The sequence below is a fragment of the Vannielia sp. SX4 genome (assembly GCF_052828525.1).
Window position 1 is genome coordinate 4170595 of sequence record NZ_CM128247.1, and the last position, 17929, is coordinate 4188523.

The 17929-nt window shown below is 65.4% G+C and carries 16 protein-coding genes; 7 read left to right on the forward strand and 9 right to left on the reverse strand.

The window, feature by feature from the left end; all coding sequences use genetic code 11:
• Positions 1-57: 57 nt before the first annotated feature.
• The 6 genes from ACUXVX_RS20710 to ACUXVX_RS20735 are packed head-to-tail and all read right to left on the reverse strand — an operon-like array spanning position 58 to position 5911.
• The gene (locus ACUXVX_RS20710; RefSeq protein WP_446309769.1) at positions 58-1278 is read right to left on the reverse strand and encodes a four-carbon acid sugar kinase family protein; all 1221 of its coding nucleotides are present in this window, start codon (positions 1276-1278) and stop codon (positions 58-60) included.
• The gene (locus tag ACUXVX_RS20715) at positions 1278-2540 is read right to left on the reverse strand and encodes a ribulose-bisphosphate carboxylase large subunit family protein (RefSeq protein ID WP_446309770.1); all 1263 of its coding nucleotides are present in this window, start codon (positions 2538-2540) and stop codon (positions 1278-1280) included. The genes ACUXVX_RS20710 and ACUXVX_RS20715 overlap by 1 nt, the downstream gene beginning before the upstream one ends.
• Positions 2540-3079: a VOC family protein gene (locus ACUXVX_RS20720; RefSeq protein ID WP_446309771.1), complete on the reverse strand. Its 540-nt coding sequence runs from the start codon at positions 3077-3079 to the stop codon at positions 2540-2542. Before ACUXVX_RS20720 ends, ACUXVX_RS20715 begins: the two co-directional genes overlap by 1 nt.
• Before the next feature lie 7 nt (positions 3080-3086).
• Entirely contained in the window at positions 3087-4364 is a 1278-nt protein-coding gene (locus ACUXVX_RS20725; RefSeq protein ID WP_446309772.1) for a TRAP transporter large permease, read from the reverse strand.
• The gene (locus ACUXVX_RS20730) at positions 4361-4867 is read right to left on the reverse strand and encodes a TRAP transporter small permease (RefSeq protein WP_446309773.1); all 507 of its coding nucleotides are present in this window, start codon (positions 4865-4867) and stop codon (positions 4361-4363) included. Before ACUXVX_RS20730 ends, ACUXVX_RS20725 begins: the two co-directional genes overlap by 4 nt.
• 24 nt (positions 4868-4891) lie before the next feature.
• Positions 4892-5911, reverse strand: a complete 1020-nt coding sequence (locus ACUXVX_RS20735; RefSeq protein WP_446309774.1) for a TRAP transporter substrate-binding protein — start codon at positions 5909-5911, stop codon at positions 4892-4894.
• A gap of 152 nt (positions 5912-6063) precedes the next feature.
• Here ACUXVX_RS20735 and ACUXVX_RS20740 point away from each other — a divergent pair, with 152 nt between their 5' ends.
• Positions 6064-7080, forward strand: a complete 1017-nt coding sequence (locus tag ACUXVX_RS20740; RefSeq protein WP_446309775.1) for a LacI family DNA-binding transcriptional regulator — start codon at positions 6064-6066, stop codon at positions 7078-7080.
• A 109-nt stretch (positions 7081-7189) separates the two neighbouring features.
• Here ACUXVX_RS20740 and ACUXVX_RS20745 read toward each other — a convergent pair whose 3' ends face one another.
• The gene (locus ACUXVX_RS20745; protein WP_446309776.1) at positions 7190-7918 is read right to left on the reverse strand and encodes a response regulator; all 729 of its coding nucleotides are present in this window, start codon (positions 7916-7918) and stop codon (positions 7190-7192) included.
• Complete coding sequence (locus ACUXVX_RS20750; RefSeq protein WP_446309777.1) at positions 7915-9237, reverse strand: GAF domain-containing sensor histidine kinase; 1323 nt, start codon at positions 9235-9237, stop codon at positions 7915-7917. The genes ACUXVX_RS20745 and ACUXVX_RS20750 overlap by 4 nt, the downstream gene beginning before the upstream one ends.
• A gap of 189 nt (positions 9238-9426) precedes the next feature.
• Between ACUXVX_RS20750 and ACUXVX_RS20755 the strand changes: the two genes are divergently transcribed.
• The 6 genes from ACUXVX_RS20755 (at position 9427) to ACUXVX_RS20780 (ending at position 16872) form a co-directional block, all read left to right on the forward strand.
• Entirely contained in the window at positions 9427-11403 is a 1977-nt protein-coding gene (locus tag ACUXVX_RS20755; protein ID WP_446309778.1) for a hypothetical protein, read from the forward strand.
• A gap of 136 nt (positions 11404-11539) precedes the next feature.
• Positions 11540-12565 (forward strand): Gfo/Idh/MocA family protein, encoded by a 1026-nt coding sequence (locus tag ACUXVX_RS20760; RefSeq protein WP_446309779.1) that lies wholly within the window; start codon positions 11540-11542, stop codon positions 12563-12565.
• A gap of 70 nt (positions 12566-12635) precedes the next feature.
• Positions 12636-13562 (forward strand): substrate-binding domain-containing protein, encoded by a 927-nt coding sequence (locus tag ACUXVX_RS20765; protein WP_446309780.1) that lies wholly within the window; start codon positions 12636-12638, stop codon positions 13560-13562.
• A 78-nt stretch (positions 13563-13640) separates the two neighbouring features.
• Positions 13641-14285 carry a DUF2291 family protein gene (locus tag ACUXVX_RS20770; protein WP_446309781.1) on the forward strand — a complete coding sequence of 215 codons (645 nt, stop codon included), beginning with the start codon at positions 13641-13643 and terminating at the stop codon, positions 14283-14285.
• The gene (locus ACUXVX_RS20775) at positions 14282-15823 is read left to right on the forward strand and encodes a sugar ABC transporter ATP-binding protein (protein WP_446309782.1); all 1542 of its coding nucleotides are present in this window, start codon (positions 14282-14284) and stop codon (positions 15821-15823) included. Before ACUXVX_RS20770 ends, ACUXVX_RS20775 begins: the two co-directional genes overlap by 4 nt.
• Positions 15820-16872 carry an ABC transporter permease gene (locus tag ACUXVX_RS20780; protein ID WP_446309783.1) on the forward strand — a complete coding sequence of 351 codons (1053 nt, stop codon included), beginning with the start codon at positions 15820-15822 and terminating at the stop codon, positions 16870-16872. The genes ACUXVX_RS20775 and ACUXVX_RS20780 overlap by 4 nt, the downstream gene beginning before the upstream one ends.
• A gap of 119 nt (positions 16873-16991) precedes the next feature.
• On the opposite strand, the gene ACUXVX_RS20785 is transcribed toward ACUXVX_RS20780, so the two are convergent.
• Positions 16992-17903, reverse strand: coding sequence for an AEC family transporter (locus tag ACUXVX_RS20785; protein WP_446309784.1), 912 nt, complete (start codon positions 17901-17903; stop codon positions 16992-16994).
• Positions 17904-17929: the final 26 nt, after the last annotated feature.

A 17929-nucleotide genomic window follows, 5' to 3' on the forward strand; every position in this document is an offset into this window, starting at 1 on the left:
AATCAAAGAGCATTGGCGTATGTGAGACAGTGATCCGAGGTTCACTGAAGCGGCTTGTTACCGTGAGACCTGTGCTGCGAACTCATCGAACAGATCCGTGGACCCCATCTGTCCGCCTTTGAGCAGAACCCGCATGCCGTTTCGTTTGCCGTCGGCGTGGCTTGCGGAGCAGATGCATGCGCCCTTTCCCATGTCGGTGAGGTAGTCCAGCGCGGTGAAGCCGAGGCGGGCGACGATGCGGCTCGAGGTGTCGCCGCCGGCGAGGCCTAGGGCGCGGAGAGGCTGTTGGGTTGCGATCCGTTCCACGATTTCGGCACAGGCATCGGCGAGGGCATCAGGGCTGCAGTTGTAGCTGGCGTCCGGGTCGAGGTGGAGGAGGAGTGGCTGGCCGGTTTTTAGGCTGTCTGCCAGCGCGCCGGGGGCTGCCGGATCGTCGAGCATCTCGGGGGCCAGTCGCACACGCTTGTAGGACTGTGCCGCCGTGACCTGTGCGGCAGTCACCGCGGAGCGCGATCCAGCGAAGGAGAGCACGGCACCGGGCGGCGCAGATGGCGCCGACGGCGCCGCGTTGCCTTGCCCTGTGCTGTGGATTTCGGCGACCGAACTGGCGCCGATCAGCAGTTGACGGCCGCCGGCAAGTTTGAGGGCTTCCCCGACTTTACCCAGGTCAGCCTGATGCATCACGTCGATCAGCGCGGGGCCTTCAATGAGCCGGGCGGCTACTTCGTGGGGGTCTTGCAGGTCCGGCACGGTGATCCGGGTCAGCGGGCCGAGGCCCTGGGCCGCAAGGTGCAGGCTAAGGTCGGCCTCTTGCATTGGCGTGACCGGGTGGCAGGACATCACCGGGTGTCGGTCGATCCTGTGCACCGCGCCGTCGGGCCCCTTGGCGAAAAGCGTGCCGAAGACGCAGTAGCGACCGAGGCTCGGTTGCCCGCCGATCACCGCCGCCACATCGGGTTTGAACAGCTCGATGAGCTGCTGCGCCACGGCTCCGATCGAGCCGACATGCGGGGCGGAATCGAAGGTGGAACAGGTTTTCAGGTGCAGCGCCTGCGGCGCCTCCTGGGCGATCATCGGCCAGAGGCGCTCCACCACCTGCACGGCCCGCTCCGGCGGCAGTGAGCGGAGGTCGGTGGCGATGCCCAGCACATCGAGCGCCTGTTGCGGCGCGGCCTCCCCCGTCACCAGACGCGCGGTGAATCCGCCGCGTGCATAGGTGGCGAGGCTGTCGGACGCCCCCGTGAAATCATCACCTAAAAAGACAATCCGCGCGCCCATCAACGCGTGCCGAAGAAGTCGAGCGCAGCGGCGAGGGCCGGGCGGCTAGTCGCGGCTTGGGCAAGGGTCTGACCCGCCGAGAGCGCCTCATAGGCTTCCCGCAGTGAGGCGATCCCTGCCGCAGGCCCGCCCGGATGGGCGAGGATGCCGCCGCCGCACATGAACATCAGGTCGGCCGAACCGGCCGCTTCCAGCGCCGAGCCGAGGGTTCCGGCCCATTGGCCGGAGGAGAAGGCGGGCATCACCGCATCATCCGCGCCCTCGGCCAGTGGCGCGAGGCAGGCGCGGGCGGCCTCTGTGACCTCCTCCGCCGAGTCGACGAACTTGCCGCCGATGCCGTGCACATGCATGTGGTCCACCCCCGCCAGCCGATAGAGCGCCTGATAGGCCGGAAAGGCCATGCCCAGCGCCGGGTGGCGGCTCATCGCGCCGAAGCCGTTGCGGTGTCCGTGAATTGCCAGAGGGGTATGGGCGCGGAGGGTCTCAATGGCAGAGAGGCCGCACCAATTGAGCGAGGCCATGACGCAGGTGCCGCCCTGCTCGGCCACGAGGTCGGCGTGGTGGCGCATGGCATCGGTTTCATCGGTGATGTTGAAGGCCATCATAACCCGGCGGCCCGATTTGTCCTCCGCCCGCTTGATGGCGTCCATCACCAGCGGCACCCGCTGCGCCAGTGGCGCGACATCGGGGTTGGCGCAGATCTCGTCATCTTTGATGAAGTCCACGCCCGCCGCGCAAAGCTCGCCCACCAGTGCAGCGATTGCCTCGGGGGTCATGCCGACGTTGGGCTTGATGATGGTGCCAAACACCGGGCGGCCCTGCACGCCAAGGCTCGCCCGTGTGCCCGTAATGCCCTGCGCGGGGCGCGGGTAACGGGCGCGGTAGGCGGGCGGGATGGTGACGTTCAGCAGCTTCAGGCCAGTGACTTCGCCCAGATCATAGAGGTTGCCCGAGACGGTGGCGGCTAGCGTTGGCAGGTTTTTCCCGATGTTGCCGACCGGAAAGGCGATGCGCACCCGCGCCCGGCGGAACGGGCCCGATGCGCCTTTTCGGGTGATGTAGGCGGAGGCGAGCGACGGCTCTGCCACCTCGCCCAACTCCTCGATGCTCAGCACCTCGGCGGCAGAACGGGCCCGCAGCTCGTCGGTCTCGCCCGCGACGCGAACGAAGGTGCCCGACGATTGCTCGCCCGCCATCATCGCCGCCACATCCTCCAGCGGAAACGGCGTTTCAATCAGGTAGTCGGCGGTGACGCGCTCCATCAGATTGCGGAAAGGTCGGGGAAGGGGCGCACCGGATCTGCGCCATCCCAGCCTTTGGACGCCTCGCGAATCATGTCGAACATCCGCCCCTTCGGCCCCATCACCTCGGAAAGCTCGATGCAGGTTCCGGGGTGATGCTCCTCAGCGAAATACACGAACCGGCCGTTCTGGCCGACAGTGCCGGACATCTTCACCGTGAAGCCGCGGGCCTCCATCATCGCCAGATCGTCATCAAACTGCGTGGTCCAGAAGGCGACGTGCTGAAGCCCGCGCAGCCCCTTCTGCATGTAATCGCGATACATCGAGGGCACGTCATTGCGGGTCTGGATCAGCTCAACCTGCATCTCGCCGGAGTTCGCCAGCGCGACGGAGTTGTGCGGCTCATAGCTCTGCCCGTCGTAGGTATACTCCTCGATCGGCACCTGCGGGTTGTAGAACCACGGGCCCACGCCCATGACCTCCGACCAATGCTTCATGCCGGCCTCGATATCGTCCACCACGATGCCGAGTTGGCGGATCGGGCCGAGTAGATTGCTCATGGGAGCCTCATTTCATTAGTGTTTCGGGGAGCCAGGTCGAGAGCGCCGGAACGGCGGAGACGACCAGAAGCGAAAGCAGAAGCGGGAGGAAGAAGGGCATCACCCCGGCGATGACGCGGGTGATCGGCATCTTCGTGATGATGGTGATCATGTAGAGGCTCATGCCGACGGGCGGGGTGAGCAGGCCGATCATCAGGTTGAGCACAAAGACGATGCCCAGTTGCAGCGGGTCCACACCGGCCGCCGTGAGGGCAGGCGCGATGATGGGGGCAATGATGAGGATGGCGGCGATGCTCTCCAGCACCATGCCGACGACGAGCAGCAGGATGTTGACGAGGAGCAGCAGGAGCAGCGGGTTTTCGGTGAGGCCGAGCAACAGGGCGGAGACCTTCATCGGCACCTGATCGAGCGTCAGCACCCAGGCGAAGAGCGCGGCGGTGGCCACGACGAAGAGGATGTTTGCCGTGGAGGTGGTGGTATCCTTCAGTGCCTCGAAGAGCCCGCGCAGGGTGAGCGAGCGATAGATGAAGACGCCGATGAAGAGCGCATAGGCTACCGTCACCCCCGCCACTTCGGTCGGGCCGAAGTAGCCCGACATGAGGCCGCCGATGAGCAGGACCGGGGCGAGCAGCGCCGGAAAGGAGATGGCGGCCTTGCGGGCGATGTCGGCGGGGCGTGCGGCGATAGTGTCACGCGGGAGCGATTTGACGCGGGCCAGCACGCCGACCTGCACCATGAGGAGGGCGGTCAGCAGCAGGGCGGGAACGATGCCCGCGAGCAGGAGCTGCACGGCGGAGACATTGGCGACCGAAGCATAGATGATGATCGGGATCGAGGGCGGAAATATCGGGCCGATGGTGGCGGCGGCCACGGTCAGCCCGGCGGCGAACTCGGGGCGGTAGCCCTGCCGCGTCATCTGGTCGATCTGGATCTTGCCGAGCGCCCCGATGTCGGCCAGCGCCGCGCCAGAGACGCCAGAGAAAATCAGGGAAACGAGGATCGAGACCTGCGCCACGGCGCCCCGTATGCGGCCCAGCACCATGCGCACGAGGTCGAAGAGGTGGGTGGTGACGCCGGTCGCGTTGAGCAGCGAGGCCGCGAAGATGAAGAGTGGCACGGCGAGCAGCGGCGAGCTGTCGAGCGCGTTGAGGCTGCGCTGCGCCAGCACCGAGACCGGCAGCCCCTCGGTCACGATCACCACCGCGGCGGAGAGGCCGAGGCAGACCGCCACCGGCGCACCTGCGATCAGCAGGACGAAAAAGATGGTCAGCAGCAGGGCGGTCATGCGGTTTTGAGTGCCTCTTCTTCACCCGTTTCGCCGTAGGGGGCGGAGGGGGCGCCGCCGCGCAGGGTGGTCACGATCCGCTCCAGCGCCACGAGGGCGAGAAATAGCGAGCCGGTCAGCGCGAGCGAGTAGTAAACCCAGTTGGGCACCCTCATCGCGGGCGTCAGGAACTTGCCGGCACGCGGCAGGAACTCGGCAAAGCTCCAGAGCAGCAGCGCGGCGAAGGCGAAGGTGGCCAGATCGGACACCAGCCCGAACCAGCGGGCGGCACGCGGGCCGAGCATGTCGGGCAGCATCGTGACCGCCACCAGCGACCCCCGGCCCGCGAGCAGTGGAACCGAGAGAAACACCAGCCCGATGCAGGAGAACCGCGCCAGCTCATCGGCCCAGGGCAGGCCCACATCGGCAAAGTTGCGGGCCGCGACCTGAAGCACCACCAGCCCAGCCATGAGGGCGAGAAGGGTGAGGCCGAGCCCCACCCCCCATCCCGCAAGGCGGGCCAATATGTGCCTCAGGCGCGCCAAGGATCAGGCCGAGACGGCGGCGATCTTGGCGTAGAGGTCGCCGTACTCAGCGCCGAAGCGCTCGTCGACCAGCTTGGACACGCCCTCGCGGAAGCCTGCAAGGTCGAGCCCGTCTTCCTCGCCGATCACGGTCATACCGAGATCGCGAAGCTGCTGGGTCTCGCCCTCTTCGTTGTCGAGGATCGCCTTGGTGGCCTTTTCGCGGGTCTGGGTCGAGGCTTCGCGCACGGCGTCCTTCTGGGCGTCACTCATGCCCTGCCAGACATCCTCGTTCATCACGACCACTTCGGCGTTGCTCATGTGGCCGGTCAGCATGAGGTGGCTCTGCACCTCGTAGAGCTTGACGTTGAGCACCACGTTCACCGGGTTCTCCTGCCCCTGCACAACGCCGGTGGCCAGCGCCGTGGGCACTTCCGACCAGTCGACCGGCACGGCAACGGCGCCCATGCCCTCGACGGCGGTGGTGTAGATCGGGAAGGGCACGGCGCGGATCTTCACGCCTTCAAGGTCGGCCGGGCCTATGACCGCCTTGGAGCAGGTCAGGTTGCGGCGGCCGAAGTAGTGGGCGTAGATCACCCGCACGTTGGCGGCGGCGATGAGGCCCTCGTTCAGCTCCTGCATAACCGGGCTCTCCACATCCGTCACCGCCATCAGGTGGTCGATGTCACGGTAGAGGTAGGGCGTGTCGAGCGCGGCGAAGGGCTGGTAGAGCGAGCCCAGCGCCCCCGCGGTGTTGTGCGAGAAAGCGATGGTGCCGAGCGAAACCGCCTCGGCCAGCTCCTGCAACTTGCCAAGCTGGCTGTTGGGGAAGACCTGCACCTCAAGCTCGCCGCCCGAGGTCTGGCCGAGGGCTTCGGCAAACCAGTCGGCCTGCGCGCCGGCGACCGAAGCGACCTCGTTGTTGTGGCCGTAGCGCAGCGTGGTGCTCTGCGCGAATGCGGGCCGCGCGACAAAGGGTGCGGCCACGGCGGCGCCCCCGAGGGCCAGCACGGAGCGGCGGTTGAAACCATTGGATTTTGTCATGTCTCTCCTCCCGAGATATCTGAGGTCTTGTGAGGTGTTTGCAGGGGATCACTGCCCGCATACCTCTCAAAACGCGGCATTTGACGAAAGGTAGAAGTTCTGAGCATGATTGGTCCAGTACTTTGAATTGAGGGTTTTTGAGGGGTTTCTCGATGATGGATGCGGCAGAAAAGCCGTTGCTTACCGATATCGCGGCGCGGGCCAATGTGTCGCTTGCCACGGTGGACCGGGTGGTCAACCGCCGCAAGGGCGTGTCGGAGCGCACCCGGCGGCGGGTGCTCGAAGCGGCCCGCGCTGTGGGCTACATCGGGGAGGAGGAGGCAGCCCATATCGGGGCGGAGCGGGCGATGAACATTGCCGTGCTGCTGCCTGCGGGCACCAACCCCTACCTGCGGCTGCTCGGCGAACGGGTGAAGGCTCGGATCGGGCTGGCGGGCGCGGCGGACCCGTTCCTGCGCTGCCTCTTCATTGAGAGCTTCGACGCCGAGGCGCTGGCGGAGGCCCTGCGCAAATGTGCAGACTGGGCCGATGGCGTGGCCTTCTTCGCCATCGAGCATCCCAAGGTCCGCGCGGCGGCAGAGGAGATCGCTGCACGCGGCGTGCGGCTCGTCACCCTCGTGTCCAATCTCGGCGAGCGGGCGGGTGTGGCCCATATCGGGCTGGACAACCACGCGGTGGGTCGCACCGGCGGGCTGCTCGTCGGGAGGTTGGCCGGGCGGACCGAAGGCGCCGTGGCGCTGGTGGCCGGGTCCCGCAACTATCGCGCCCACAGCGACCGGGAGGCCGGGTTTCTGAGCCTGATCGACGAGATGTTTCCGGGGCTGACGCTCGTTGGGCTGCGCGAAGGCCATGACGACGCGGGCGAGAACTACCGCCACACCCTCGCCCTGCTTGAGCAGCAGCCGGACCTTATCGGGATCTACAATGTCGGCGGTTCCTCCGGCGGGATTACTCGCGCGCTGCGCGAACGCGGGCGCGAAGATGTGGTGTTCGTCGGCCACGGGCTCACGGCTGACACCCGCCGCGCCCTGCTGGACGGAACGATGGACGCCGTCTTCGACCAAGACCCGGATGTGCTGCTCGACCGGGGCCTCCACAGCCTGACGCATCGGGAGTCCGCCCCCGCACCGCTGAAGCTGGATATCTACTTTCGAGAGAACCTGCCTTGATGACTCTAGCGCGTGATATCAGGTCGGCCTTCGTTGGGGGCTATGCGCCGGAGTGAAGGCTTAACCGCTTTGCGAAGCACTTGGTGCCAGCAATCGGACGCACAGCACTTTACACCTGTTGGCCTTTCTCCAGCCAACGCCTCAGCTTGGCCTCTCCCAGCGACATGCCTTCGAGGTTCAGCAACCCGCGTGACAGCGCCAACGCCACGGCACGCGCGCGCGAGTTAAACACCGGGCCCTCATCGTCATGCGGCTGCTGGTCTATGCCCAGCTTCTCGTAGAGCTGCTTCAGGCGGCTCTGTACCGAGCGGGTCGATATGCCCCTCCTTGCCGCAATCGCCTTGTCTGTCAGCCCAAGCGCGATGTCGGTCAGCACTTCGAACTCTGTGTTCGACAGGCCCTCATGCAGGTCCATTGCCCGCTGCTGAACGCCGCGCACCTCGCGGTCGATAATGCATTGGTCCTCAAGGAAAATCCCCATCATCGCGAGGCCGAGCCTTTGTGCTGAGGCGGTCTTCAAAACGTAGCCATAGACGGCCTCCTTGGGCACGATCCGGGACACGCCGCGCACGTAGGCCTCGTCGGAGTAGTTGGACCAAAACAGGATGCGCATTTCTGGGCGGGTCTCCCAGATCTTCGAGGCGGCGGCGATGCCGCTGACCTCAGGCATCTGGATATCCATCACCACGCCGTCGATCCTGTTGTCCCGCACAAGCTTCACCGCTTGCTCGCCGCCTTCGGCCTCCAGAACGGCTTCGCAGCCCGGCAAAGCTTCTCGGACGGTGACCGCGAGGAAGGCGCGGTGAAACGGGTCATCTTCGGCGATCAGGATGTTCATAGAACGCGCTCCGCAGCGGTGGCGAGGGCGGCAGCGTCCAAGGTGCCGACATCGGCGGCTGGCGCGGCAGCGGCCTTCGGGGTCTCAGTGCCCGCCCGAACAATTTCGCACGGGATGCTCAGCACCGTCCGGCTGCCAGAGCCCATCGGGTCGCGCTCGAACGCCACACTCGCGCCGATCAGCGCGGCCCGGATGCGGATGTTATCCACCCCGCGCCCCGACCGGCGCCAGCCCTCAGCGGGCACGCGCCCATCATTTGCCACGGTAACATCGAGGCAATGCTCACCAACGGCTAGTCGCACGTCGATCTCGCTGCATTCGGAATGCTTTACCGCGTTCGTCACCGCCTCCTGCACGATGCGAAAAACAGCCAGCTGCAAGCGGTATTGCGACCGGTCGAGCAGGTTGTCGGTGTCGTCGATCACAGAGGTTCTCACCCTGCGATCCAGCCCCTGTGTGGCCCTCTCGAGTTGGGCTTCGATGGCCTGAGACAGGCCGAATAGATCAAGGATGCCGGGCTTGGTGTTTTCGATGATGCTGCGCAGATCGGTCGTGCAGCGCGAGATGGCCTTGGCGATGTCCTGCAACTCCGCGCTGTCCGGTCCCGGCTGCCCGGCCAGCCGCGAAACGCGCCGGAATACGGCGGAGAGATCGGCGAGGGTCTGGTCGTGCAGTTCCATTCCGAGACGGCGGCGCTCGGCCTCCATCGCCTCGGTCAGCCGCTGGGCGCCGTGACGCAGCGAATGCTCCCGCCCGCGTGCCGCGCCCGCCGCCCGCGCCGAGGATTGCGCCTGATCCGACATGTTGAGCGCGTAGAAGTAGGGGGCGATGAGGTCGGCCACGTTCTGCGCCTTGCGCACGTCCTCCTCGCCATAGGCATTGCGCTGCGGCGACGAGAAACTGAGCACCCCGATGACCTCGCCATGCACCGTCAGCGGCACATGGATACGGCTGCGCAGGTTAGCCTCGAAGATCGGCGCATCATCGGCCCCATCGAAATGGAACCGCGGATCGGCCCAGGCATCGCCCGTCATCAGGCTTCCCAACTCACCATTGAGCACCTGCCGCACCGGTGCAAGATCGTTCGGGCGGCCCTCACCATCGCGGTTCCAGACCGTTTCGATGCCTGTTTCCAGCGCGAAGTGCTTGGATTTATCGCCGGGCAGGACCACCGCCACATCAAGGTGGTGATAGTCCAGCAGCTTGGACTTCACCGCACCCGCGATGCCGTTGAGAACGTTTTGTAAATCCATCTCGCCCGCCACTGCCCGCGAAATCGCAAGGTAATGAGCGAGCTCGGTTTCCTCCTGGCTGTCCATCCGCGTCCTCCTCCTGCGGCCGATGCTACGCCCTCCCGATGCACCCGCCAAGATACCTGCTTGCGTGGTTCTGCACCTTCGAATGCGGGATCCCGCAGCTCGCGCTGCAGAGAGCCGAGAGCGATTTTCCGTATCCCGGCCTGTTGCGCAGGTGCAGGCGGGATAGCCTGAAGGTGGAGGAGACCGATTTTGGACAGTGGGATGGAGACAGGCGCCAACGCCGCCTCCGCCGCGGGAGGAGATGCGGCAGAGGTCGGGGAAGATCTTGTGCTGACATTTGGCACCGCAGAGCCGCCGGTGCCATGGCGGCGCATTTCGCTCGGGCCGCTGTCTTTCCTGCTTTCCGATCAGTCCATCCGGCGGATTTGCTGGCACGGCACCGAGCTGGTGCGGGCGATCAGCTGGCCAATCCGCGACGAGAACTGGGCCACCTACCCCGCCACCACGCTGCACGATGCGACCGCCCGCTCCGATGAGCGGATGACAGGCCGGATCGAGCAATCCGTGGCCGGTGGGCGGCTGGGGCTGGTGGTGGAATTTTCGGCCAGCGCGGCGGGGGAGCTTTCGGTTACGGTTACGATGACGCCCGCGGAAGGCCCCTTCGCCACCAACCGGGCCGGTCTCACCGTGCTGCACCCGATCCTTGGCCTGACCGGCGCGCCGGTGACGGTGACACATTCGGACGGAAGCACTGAGGCGACGTTTTTCCCAAAGCACATCAAACCGTCTCAGCCGATGGGCGATATCACCGGCCTCGCATATGCCATCGGCGCCGCACAGGCGGACATTCGTTTTGAGGGCGAAGTCTTTGAGATGGAGGACCAGCGCAATTGGTCTGATGCTTCTTACAAGACCTACTGTGTGCCACTGAAAGAGCCCTTTACGTATGAGATTGATGCGCCGATCACTCAGACTGTTCGCGTTTCTCTGAGTGGGGAGGTCGCTGCCGACAGGCGCAGTGCAGCTACCCCCGCGCCGCAACTGGAAACGCTCGATCGAGTGGCGCCCGCGCTCGGCCTCGCGCTGGAAGAGGGTTGGCTTGGCGGCGCTGAGATGCAGGAAACCATTGGACTTTGTGGCGCCTCGCACCTCCTGCTCCGTATCGAGGCGGCCACCAGCCCAGCTTTTCTCGCAAAGGCCGCAACCCTCGCAAGTGCGCTGGCGGCCCCGATCGACACCGAACTGCTGCTTGAAGATGACGCGACCGAAGGCGGGCTTGTCATTCTCGCCGCGCGGCTCGAAGAGGCGGGTATCGCGCCGCGCCGGGTCATCGCCCTGCGCCGGAGCTACCTGCAAAGCTACCAGCCCACCGCACAATGGCCCGAAGGACCTCGCCCGGATGCGCTGATCAAAGCGGTGCGGCAGGCCTTTCTGCGGGCGCAAGTCGGCGGCGGGGTGCTCACCAACTTCACCGAGTTCAACCGCTGCCGCCCCGACCCGGCGCTGTGCGACTTTATCTTCCACGGTAATTCCGCAACGGTGCATGCAGCCGATGACCTTTCGGTCGCCGAGACACTGGAGGCCTTGCCGCAGGTCTATGCCAGTGCCCAAGCCCTCTCCGGCGGGCAACCCTATCGGCTTGGGCTGGTGTCCATCGGGATGCGGACAAACCCGTATGGCACGAGCGTTTCGGAGAACCTCGAGCAACGGCGTGAGACGATGGCCAGCCCTGACCCGCGGCTCCGTGGGCTGTTCGGCGCGGCATGGGCCGTGGGCGTGCTTGCCAGCACCGAGGGCAGCGCAGTGGAGGCGCTCTGCCTCGCCGCGCCCACTGGCCCCTTCGGCCTTGTGCCCACGCCACAGCCCTATGCACAGTTTGGATTCGACGAGGGCGAACGCTGCGTTGTGCCGCTATTCCATGTTGCACGCGCCGCATGCGAAATGGCTGGCAACGCACGGGTTACACTGCGCGATTTACCCACGGGCGTGATGGCCTACGGCGCGGTCGTGGATGGTTGCGCCCGCCTCATGGTGGCCAACCTTTCGCAATCCGCCCGCACTCTGCCGCTCCCCAAGACCGCCCGAGTCTCCTTGTTGGACCGGGCGAGCGCCGCCGCTGCAATGGCCGATCCACGCTGGCTGGACTCCACGCCGGAGCAACGGGTTAAGAGCCTCGAACTCACGCCCTACTCCGTGGCCTTCGTCATGATGGAGTTGGAGGAATGATCGTTAATTTCACTGCCACCCCGCCGCGAATTGCGGGTTCCCGCAAACGATCTGCGCGCAATCCGCTTAATCCTCTCGCAGCCGCGGCCTACGGTGCGGCGACCGGAGGAACAGGGCAGCGATCGGGGGAGGGCGTATGCTGAAGGGTGGAATCATCGGCACGGGCTTTTTTGCCGCCAATCACCTGAACGGGTGGAAGGCGGTGGAGGGTGCCGAGATCGTCGCGCTCTGCGACCTCGACCAGCAAAAGGCGCGCGCGGCTGCCGATAGCTTTGGCGTGGCGCACGTGCATACCGATGCGGGTGGGATGATGCGTGCTCATGGGCTCGACTTCGTGGATATCATCACCACCGCCCCCAGCCATCGCCCCTTGGTCGAACTGGCCCTGAGCCATGGCGCGCACGTGATCTGCCAGAAGCCCTTTGCCGAAAGCATGGCCGACGCCCGCGCCATGGTGGAGGCCGCCGAAACTGCAGGCAAAACCCTGATGGTGCATGAGAATTTCCGGTGGCAATCACCCGTGCGGCGGGTGATCGAGCTGGTCCGCTCTGGCAGGATCGGTATGCCGTTCTTCTGCCGTGCCTCGTTTCGCTCCGGGTATGACGTGTTTTCCGGCCAGCCCTACCTCGCCGAGGGCGCGCGCTTCATTATCGAGGACCTCGGCATCCACGTGCTCGACATCGCGCGCGCGATCATGGGGGACGTGGCCCGTGTGTCCGCAGTGACAACCCGGATCAATCAGAAGATCAATGGCGAGGATGTAGCTACCATCCTGCTGACCCACGAAAGCGGCATGGCGAGCGTGGTCGATTGCTCTTACGCGACCCGCCGCGCGCCCGAGACCTTTCCCGAGACCCTGCTCGAGATCGACGGGCCGAAGGGCACGATCCGGCTCGATGCAGGCTACCGGCTTACGGTGCAGGCGGAAGGTGCAGAAGAGGTGATCGATGCCGCCCCACCCCTGCTGCCTTGGGCCGAGCGCCCTTGGCACAACATTCAGGAGAGCGTCGTCACCATTCAGCAGCATTTCACCGACAGCCTATCTGCAGGCACGGCCCCCGAAACCAGCGGGGCCGACAACCTGAAGACACTGGTACTTGTCGAGGCCGCCTATGTTTCGGCGGCCCAAGGGAGGAGCGTGGCGACCGACAGCCTCGGCTGAGGCGCCCGCACAACAAGATCCGGCCGCCTGGAGGACAAGGGGCACCGGACAACACGGAGGAGAGAAAGACATGACGTTCAAGACCAGGCTGATGGCCGCCGCTACGGCCCTGATGACCCTGCCGCTGATGGCATCGGCGGACACCATCGCGATCATCACCCCGAGCCACGACAACCCCTTCTTCAAGGCCGAGGCCGATGGCGCCGCCGCCAAGGCGGAGGAGCTGGGCTACGAGACCATGGTGCTCGTGCACGACGATGACGCCAACAAGCAGTCGGAGCTTTTCGACAGCGCCATTGCCGCCGGTGTGGTGGCGATCATCCTCGACAACGCCGGGGCCGATGCCTCGGTGGCCGCGGTGCAGAAGGCCAAGGATGCGGGCATCCCCTCCTTCCTGATCGACCGCGAGATCACCGAGACCGGCGTGGCGGTGAGCCAGATCGTGTCGAACAACTACCAGGGCGCGCAGCTTGGCGCCGAGGAGTTCGTCGCGCTGATGGGCGAAGAGGGCAAATATGCCGAGCTCGTCGGCAAGGAAAGTGACACCAACGCCGGCATTCGCAGCCAAGGCTATCATGACGTGATCGACCAGTATCCCGAGCTGGAGATGGTCGCCCAGCAAACCGCCAACTGGTCGCAGACCGAGGCCTTCACGGTGATGGAGTCGATGCTTCAGGCAAATCCCGACATCAAGGGCGTGATCTCTGGCAATGACACCATGGCGATGGGCGCATGGGCCGCACTCGAGGCCGCTGGCCGGACTGATGTGATCGTGGTCGGCTTCGACGGCTCAAATGACGTGCGCGACTCGATCCTCGCTGGCGGCATCAAGGCCACCGTGCTCCAGCCCGCCTATGCGCAGGCCCAGATGGCGGTGATGCAGGCCGATCAGTATCTCAAGACCGGCTCCACTGGCCTTGACGAAAAGCAGCTGATGGATTGCGTGCTGGTGAACGGCGACAACGCCAGCCAGCTCGAAACCTTCGCCCTGCAGTAAGGCCGGGCCGCAACATTGGGTCCGCGCGTGCCGGTCACGCGCGGACCTTGCCGCCTCGAACATGAGAAAGCGCACGACATGAACAGGGCACTCATGCTCGCACTGGCCGCCTCTGCGGCGCTGGGCCTTGCGGGCTGCAAGATTGTATTTGACGACGACAAGGATGAAACCGCCATTCCCGCCGGGCCGGAGGGTGACGACGCCCGCAACGAGGCGCGGCTGGAGGAGACGTTCGAGCCGCAGCTCCTGCCCTATGTTCGCGACAAGGCGGTGGAGGTGAGCGATCTGCGCAGCCAGATCGCCGCAGATATCGAAGCCGCCGGAACCGCCCATGCCCAGCGCGGAAGCGATACGGGCGCCGCGTGGAACTTTCCGGTCTCGGGCAGCGGCGTGGTGATGGAAGCCAAGCTAGACACGCGCGCGCGGACGTTGGGGCTGGATACAGATGCCGATGGCACCACCGATACCACCCTGCAACTCGGCCCGGTCATCAAGGGCACGGCCCTGCGCGATGGCGTGCCGTTCTACAACTTCGACGATTTCCGCGACCAGATCGAATACGCCAAACTCTCCCGCGCCCTGAACGACCGGATCAGCGCGGCGATCACCCTGCCGGAGGGCGACCCGCTCGGCAGCACCGTCAGTTTCCTCGGGATCGCGCCGCTACGCTCGGCCACCGAGGCGCTGGTGGTCACCCCGGTCGAGGTCACCTTCCAGCCATGAGCGATACGCAGCAGCACCCAATCGGCCTGTCGATCCGCGATGCGGTTAAGGTCTATCCTGGCACCCGGGCGCTTAAGGGCGTGGACTTCGATATTCGCATGGGCGCGGTCAACGTGCTGGTGGGCGAGAACGGGGCGGGCAAGTCCACCCTGATGAAGGTGATCTCCGGGGTCGAGCCACTCACCGAGGGTCAGATCACCGTGGAGGGGCGGCCGGTCAAGTTCTCTTCCAAGGACGACGCCGTGCGCGCAGGCATCGGCATTGTCTTTCAGGAGCTCAACCTCTTCCCCGAGATGACCGTGGCCGAGAACATCTTCATTGGGCACGAACCTACCCGCGCAGGCTTTCACCTCGACACCGGCAGTGAGCGCGAGCGCAGTGCCGCCCTGCTCACGCGGCTCGAACAATCTATCGACCCTGACACGCCGCTCGGCTTTCTCAAAATTGGCCAGCAGCAGATCGTCGAGATCGCCAAGGCGCTGGCCGAAGATGCCCGCATGCTCATTCTCGATGAGCCCACATCGGCGCTCTCGGCCAAGGAGGTCGAGGTGCTGTTCAAGCTGATCGACGAGCTGACCGCGCAGGGCGTGGGAATCGTCTACATTTCGCACCGGCTGGAGGAGCTGATCCGCATCGGTGATTACATCACCGTGCTGCGCGACGGTGAGATCACCGGCTCTCGCAGCATGGAAGGGGTCGATATCCGCTGGATCGTCGAGGCGATGATCGGCGGGGCGCAAAAAGACTTCGCCGCGCCGATCAGTCACAAGATGGGGGCGGAGATCTTCCGGGCCGAAGAGGTGGTGCTGCCCAAGATGGGCGGCGGTTACCATGTCGATCACGTCTCGCTCTCGGTGAAGGCCGGCGAGATCCTCGGCATCTACGGGCTGATGGGCGCTGGCCGGACCGAACTGATTGAATGTATCATCGGCCGCCACCCCTCCGACTCCCTCGGGCGCTACTTTGTCGAGGGCGCACCGCTGAAGGCTCGCGGCGTGGCCGACCGCATTGCGCAGGGCATCGCGCTGGTGCCCGAAGACCGCAAGCACGATGGGCTAGTGCAGATCATGGCGATCCGCGAGAACCTCACGCTCTCGTCGCTGGGCGAGGTTTCGCGCGGGTTTCACATCGACCTCAAGCGCGAGGCCGGGCGGGCGCTGGAGTTCATCAAGCGGCTCACCATCAAGGTTTCCAGCGCCGAGAACCCGGTGTCGTCGCTCTCGGGCGGCAACCAACAGAAAGTGGTGATCGGCAAGGCGCTGATGACCGGCCCGAAGATATTGCTGATGGACGAGCCCACGCGCGGCGTCGACGTGGGCGCAAAGGCCGAGATCTACAAGGTCATGCGCCAACTCGCCGCCGAGGGGCTGGGCGTGCTGTTCTGCACCTCCGAGATCGAGGAATGCATGGCGCTCAGCGATAGGATCCTGGTGATGGCCGATGGTCGGATCACCGGCGAATTCTCACATGATGCCGAGGCCGCCGATGTGCTCGCCGCGGCCACCCCCATGAGCACAGATAGGGAGAGCGCCGCATGAGCGTCACCGCCCAACCGCAACCCGCCGCGCAGGTGAATTGGCTTCTGCTGCTCTTGAAGGCCCGGACCTTCGTGGCGCTGATCCTTGTTTTCACCTACTTCGCCATCGCCGCGCCAAACTTTCTGAGCGTCGCCAACGCGGTGCTGATCTCCAAGCACGTGGCGATCAACGCCTTTCTCGCCATCGGCATGACCTATGTGATCATCACCGGCGGCATCGACCTGTCGGTCGGCTCGGTCGTGGGCCTGACCTCGATGATCGCGGGCTACCTGCTGCTCAACGGCATCGACCTCGGGCTTGGCTGGTCGATCCAGTTCAACACGCTAGAGATCGTTGGGATGGTCTGCCTGGTGGGCGTTTTCGTGGGCTGGGTGAACGGGCTGCTGATCACCCGGCTCAACGTGGCGCCCTTCATCGCAACGCTGGGCATGCTCTACATCGCCCGCGGCGCGGCCCTGCTGATGTCGGGCGGGCGGACCTTTCCCAACCTCAACGGCAATCCGGACTACGGCTCTCATACCTTCCCTTTCATCGGCACCGGCAACCTGCTGGGCATTCCGGTGATGATCTGGATCCTTATCGCGGTGGCTCTGGTGGCGACTTACATCGCGCAGCGCACTCCACTCGGGCGGCACATCTACGCCACCGGCGGCAACGAGCGCGGGGCCGAGCTTTCGGGCGTGCGGGTGCGGCGGGTCAAGATGTTCGTCTACATGTTCTCGGGGCTGATGGCCGCGATCGTGGGCATCATCATCGCCTCTCAGCTGAAGGCCGCGCACCCGGCCACGGGCGAGTTCTTCGAGCTGAACGCCATCGCCGCAGCAGTGCTCGGCGGCACCTCCATGTCAGGCGGGCGCGGGCGGATCTGGGGCACCATCGTGGGCGCCTTCGTCATCGGCATCCTGTCGGACGGGTTGGTAATGATGGGGGTCTCGTCGTTCTGGCAGATGGTGATCAAGGGGCTGGTGATCGTTGCCGCTGTGGTGATCGACCAAGCGCAGAGCCGGTTGCAGGCGCGGGTGGCGCTGGCACAGGAGGCGGCGGGTTGAACTGAGTTCGCTGCGATCTGGCCTCCGGCTTTGCGGGGCGCCCTTTTAGGATGCGCGTGACGGATCGTTTCCGTTGGGTCCGTTCGTAGAGATTTCCATCTCTGGAGGGCCCGCTGCCTTCAGCCCTTACCGAGGAGACGTAGCACGAATGGGACGGTCACAACCGCAGCGAGGGTCTGGGAGGTCACCAGACCTGCCATAAGCGTGCCGTCGCCGCCGAGTTGGCGAGTCAGCACATAGGCAGTGGGGGCCACGGGGATGGCCGAAAATACGACAAGCACCAGCGCCTCGGTGCCGCTCAGCCCCGCTGCGCGGGCGATGAGAGCCGCAGCAAAGGGCATGGCAACGAGGCGCAGGGCCCCGATCACCGCGAGGGGGGCAAGGTCTTGCCTCAGTGCCGCCGGGCGCAGCGCCGCGCCGACGCAGAGCAGGCCGAGCGGCAGGCTGGCGCGGCCCATGAGGTCGAGAAAGCGGTCGGTGCCCCAAGGCAGGCCTATGCCGATGAGGGAAAGCGCAATGCCCGCAAGGCAGGCGAGGATCAGCGGATTGGCGAGGATGCTGCGGGCCATCCGAGGCACGGCCTTGAGGCCGGTGGACTCCGAGAGCGCCATGATCGAGAGCACGTTGACGAAGGGCACCGCGATAGCAAGATACACCGCCGCCTGCCCCAGCCCCGCCGTTCCGGTGAGCCCGGCGGTGACGGCAAGGCCGATATAGGTGTTGAAGCGGATCACCCCTTGCAGGGCCGGGCCAAAACGGGCTGGGCGCGCGGGCACCACGAAGCGCCGAATTGCCCACATCGCCAGCGCTGCGAGCGTGATCGTAACCAGCCCTGCCCCGCCCATACGCAGGATCGCCGGGTCGTGCAGCGGCGCGTCGGCTAGGCTGGAGACGAGAAGCGCTGGAAACAGGATGAAGTAGTTGAGCCGCTCTGCGGCGGGCCAGAAGGCGGCATCGGGCCAGTTCCGGCGCGAGAGCAGGTGGCCAAGGCAGATCAGCGCGAAGAGCGGCCAGATGGTGAGGACGAGCATTGTGGTTCCGGGCTTGCTTGGTCCCG

Coding starts and splice junctions, on each gene's coding strand:
- ACUXVX_RS20715 (WP_446309770.1), bottom strand. CDS start 2,540: ATGGAGCGCGTCACCGCCGACTACCTGATTGAAACGCCGTTTCCGCTG.
- ACUXVX_RS20760 (WP_446309779.1), top strand. CDS start 11,540: ATGCTGAAGGGTGGAATCATCGGCACGGGCTTTTTTGCCGCCAATCAC.
- ACUXVX_RS20710 (WP_446309769.1), bottom strand. CDS start 1,278: ATGGGCGCGCGGATTGTCTTTTTAGGTGATGATTTCACGGGGGCGTCC.
- ACUXVX_RS20780 (WP_446309783.1), top strand. CDS start 15,820: ATGAGCGTCACCGCCCAACCGCAACCCGCCGCGCAGGTGAATTGGCTT.
- ACUXVX_RS20785 (WP_446309784.1), bottom strand. CDS start 17,903: ATGCTCGTCCTCACCATCTGGCCGCTCTTCGCGCTGATCTGCCTTGGC.
- ACUXVX_RS20770 (WP_446309781.1), top strand. CDS start 13,641: ATGAACAGGGCACTCATGCTCGCACTGGCCGCCTCTGCGGCGCTGGGC.
- ACUXVX_RS20750 (WP_446309777.1), bottom strand. CDS start 9,237: ATGGACAGCCAGGAGGAAACCGAGCTCGCTCATTACCTTGCGATTTCG.
- ACUXVX_RS20745 (WP_446309776.1), bottom strand. CDS start 7,918: ATGAACATCCTGATCGCCGAAGATGACCCGTTTCACCGCGCCTTCCTC.
- ACUXVX_RS20740 (WP_446309775.1), top strand. CDS start 6,064: ATGATGGATGCGGCAGAAAAGCCGTTGCTTACCGATATCGCGGCGCGG.
- ACUXVX_RS20775 (WP_446309782.1), top strand. CDS start 14,282: ATGAGCGATACGCAGCAGCACCCAATCGGCCTGTCGATCCGCGATGCG.
- ACUXVX_RS20765 (WP_446309780.1), top strand. CDS start 12,636: ATGACGTTCAAGACCAGGCTGATGGCCGCCGCTACGGCCCTGATGACC.
- ACUXVX_RS20735 (WP_446309774.1), bottom strand. CDS start 5,911: ATGACAAAATCCAATGGTTTCAACCGCCGCTCCGTGCTGGCCCTCGGG.
- ACUXVX_RS20725 (WP_446309772.1), bottom strand. CDS start 4,364: ATGACCGCCCTGCTGCTGACCATCTTTTTCGTCCTGCTGATCGCAGGT.
- ACUXVX_RS20720 (WP_446309771.1), bottom strand. CDS start 3,079: ATGAGCAATCTACTCGGCCCGATCCGCCAACTCGGCATCGTGGTGGAC.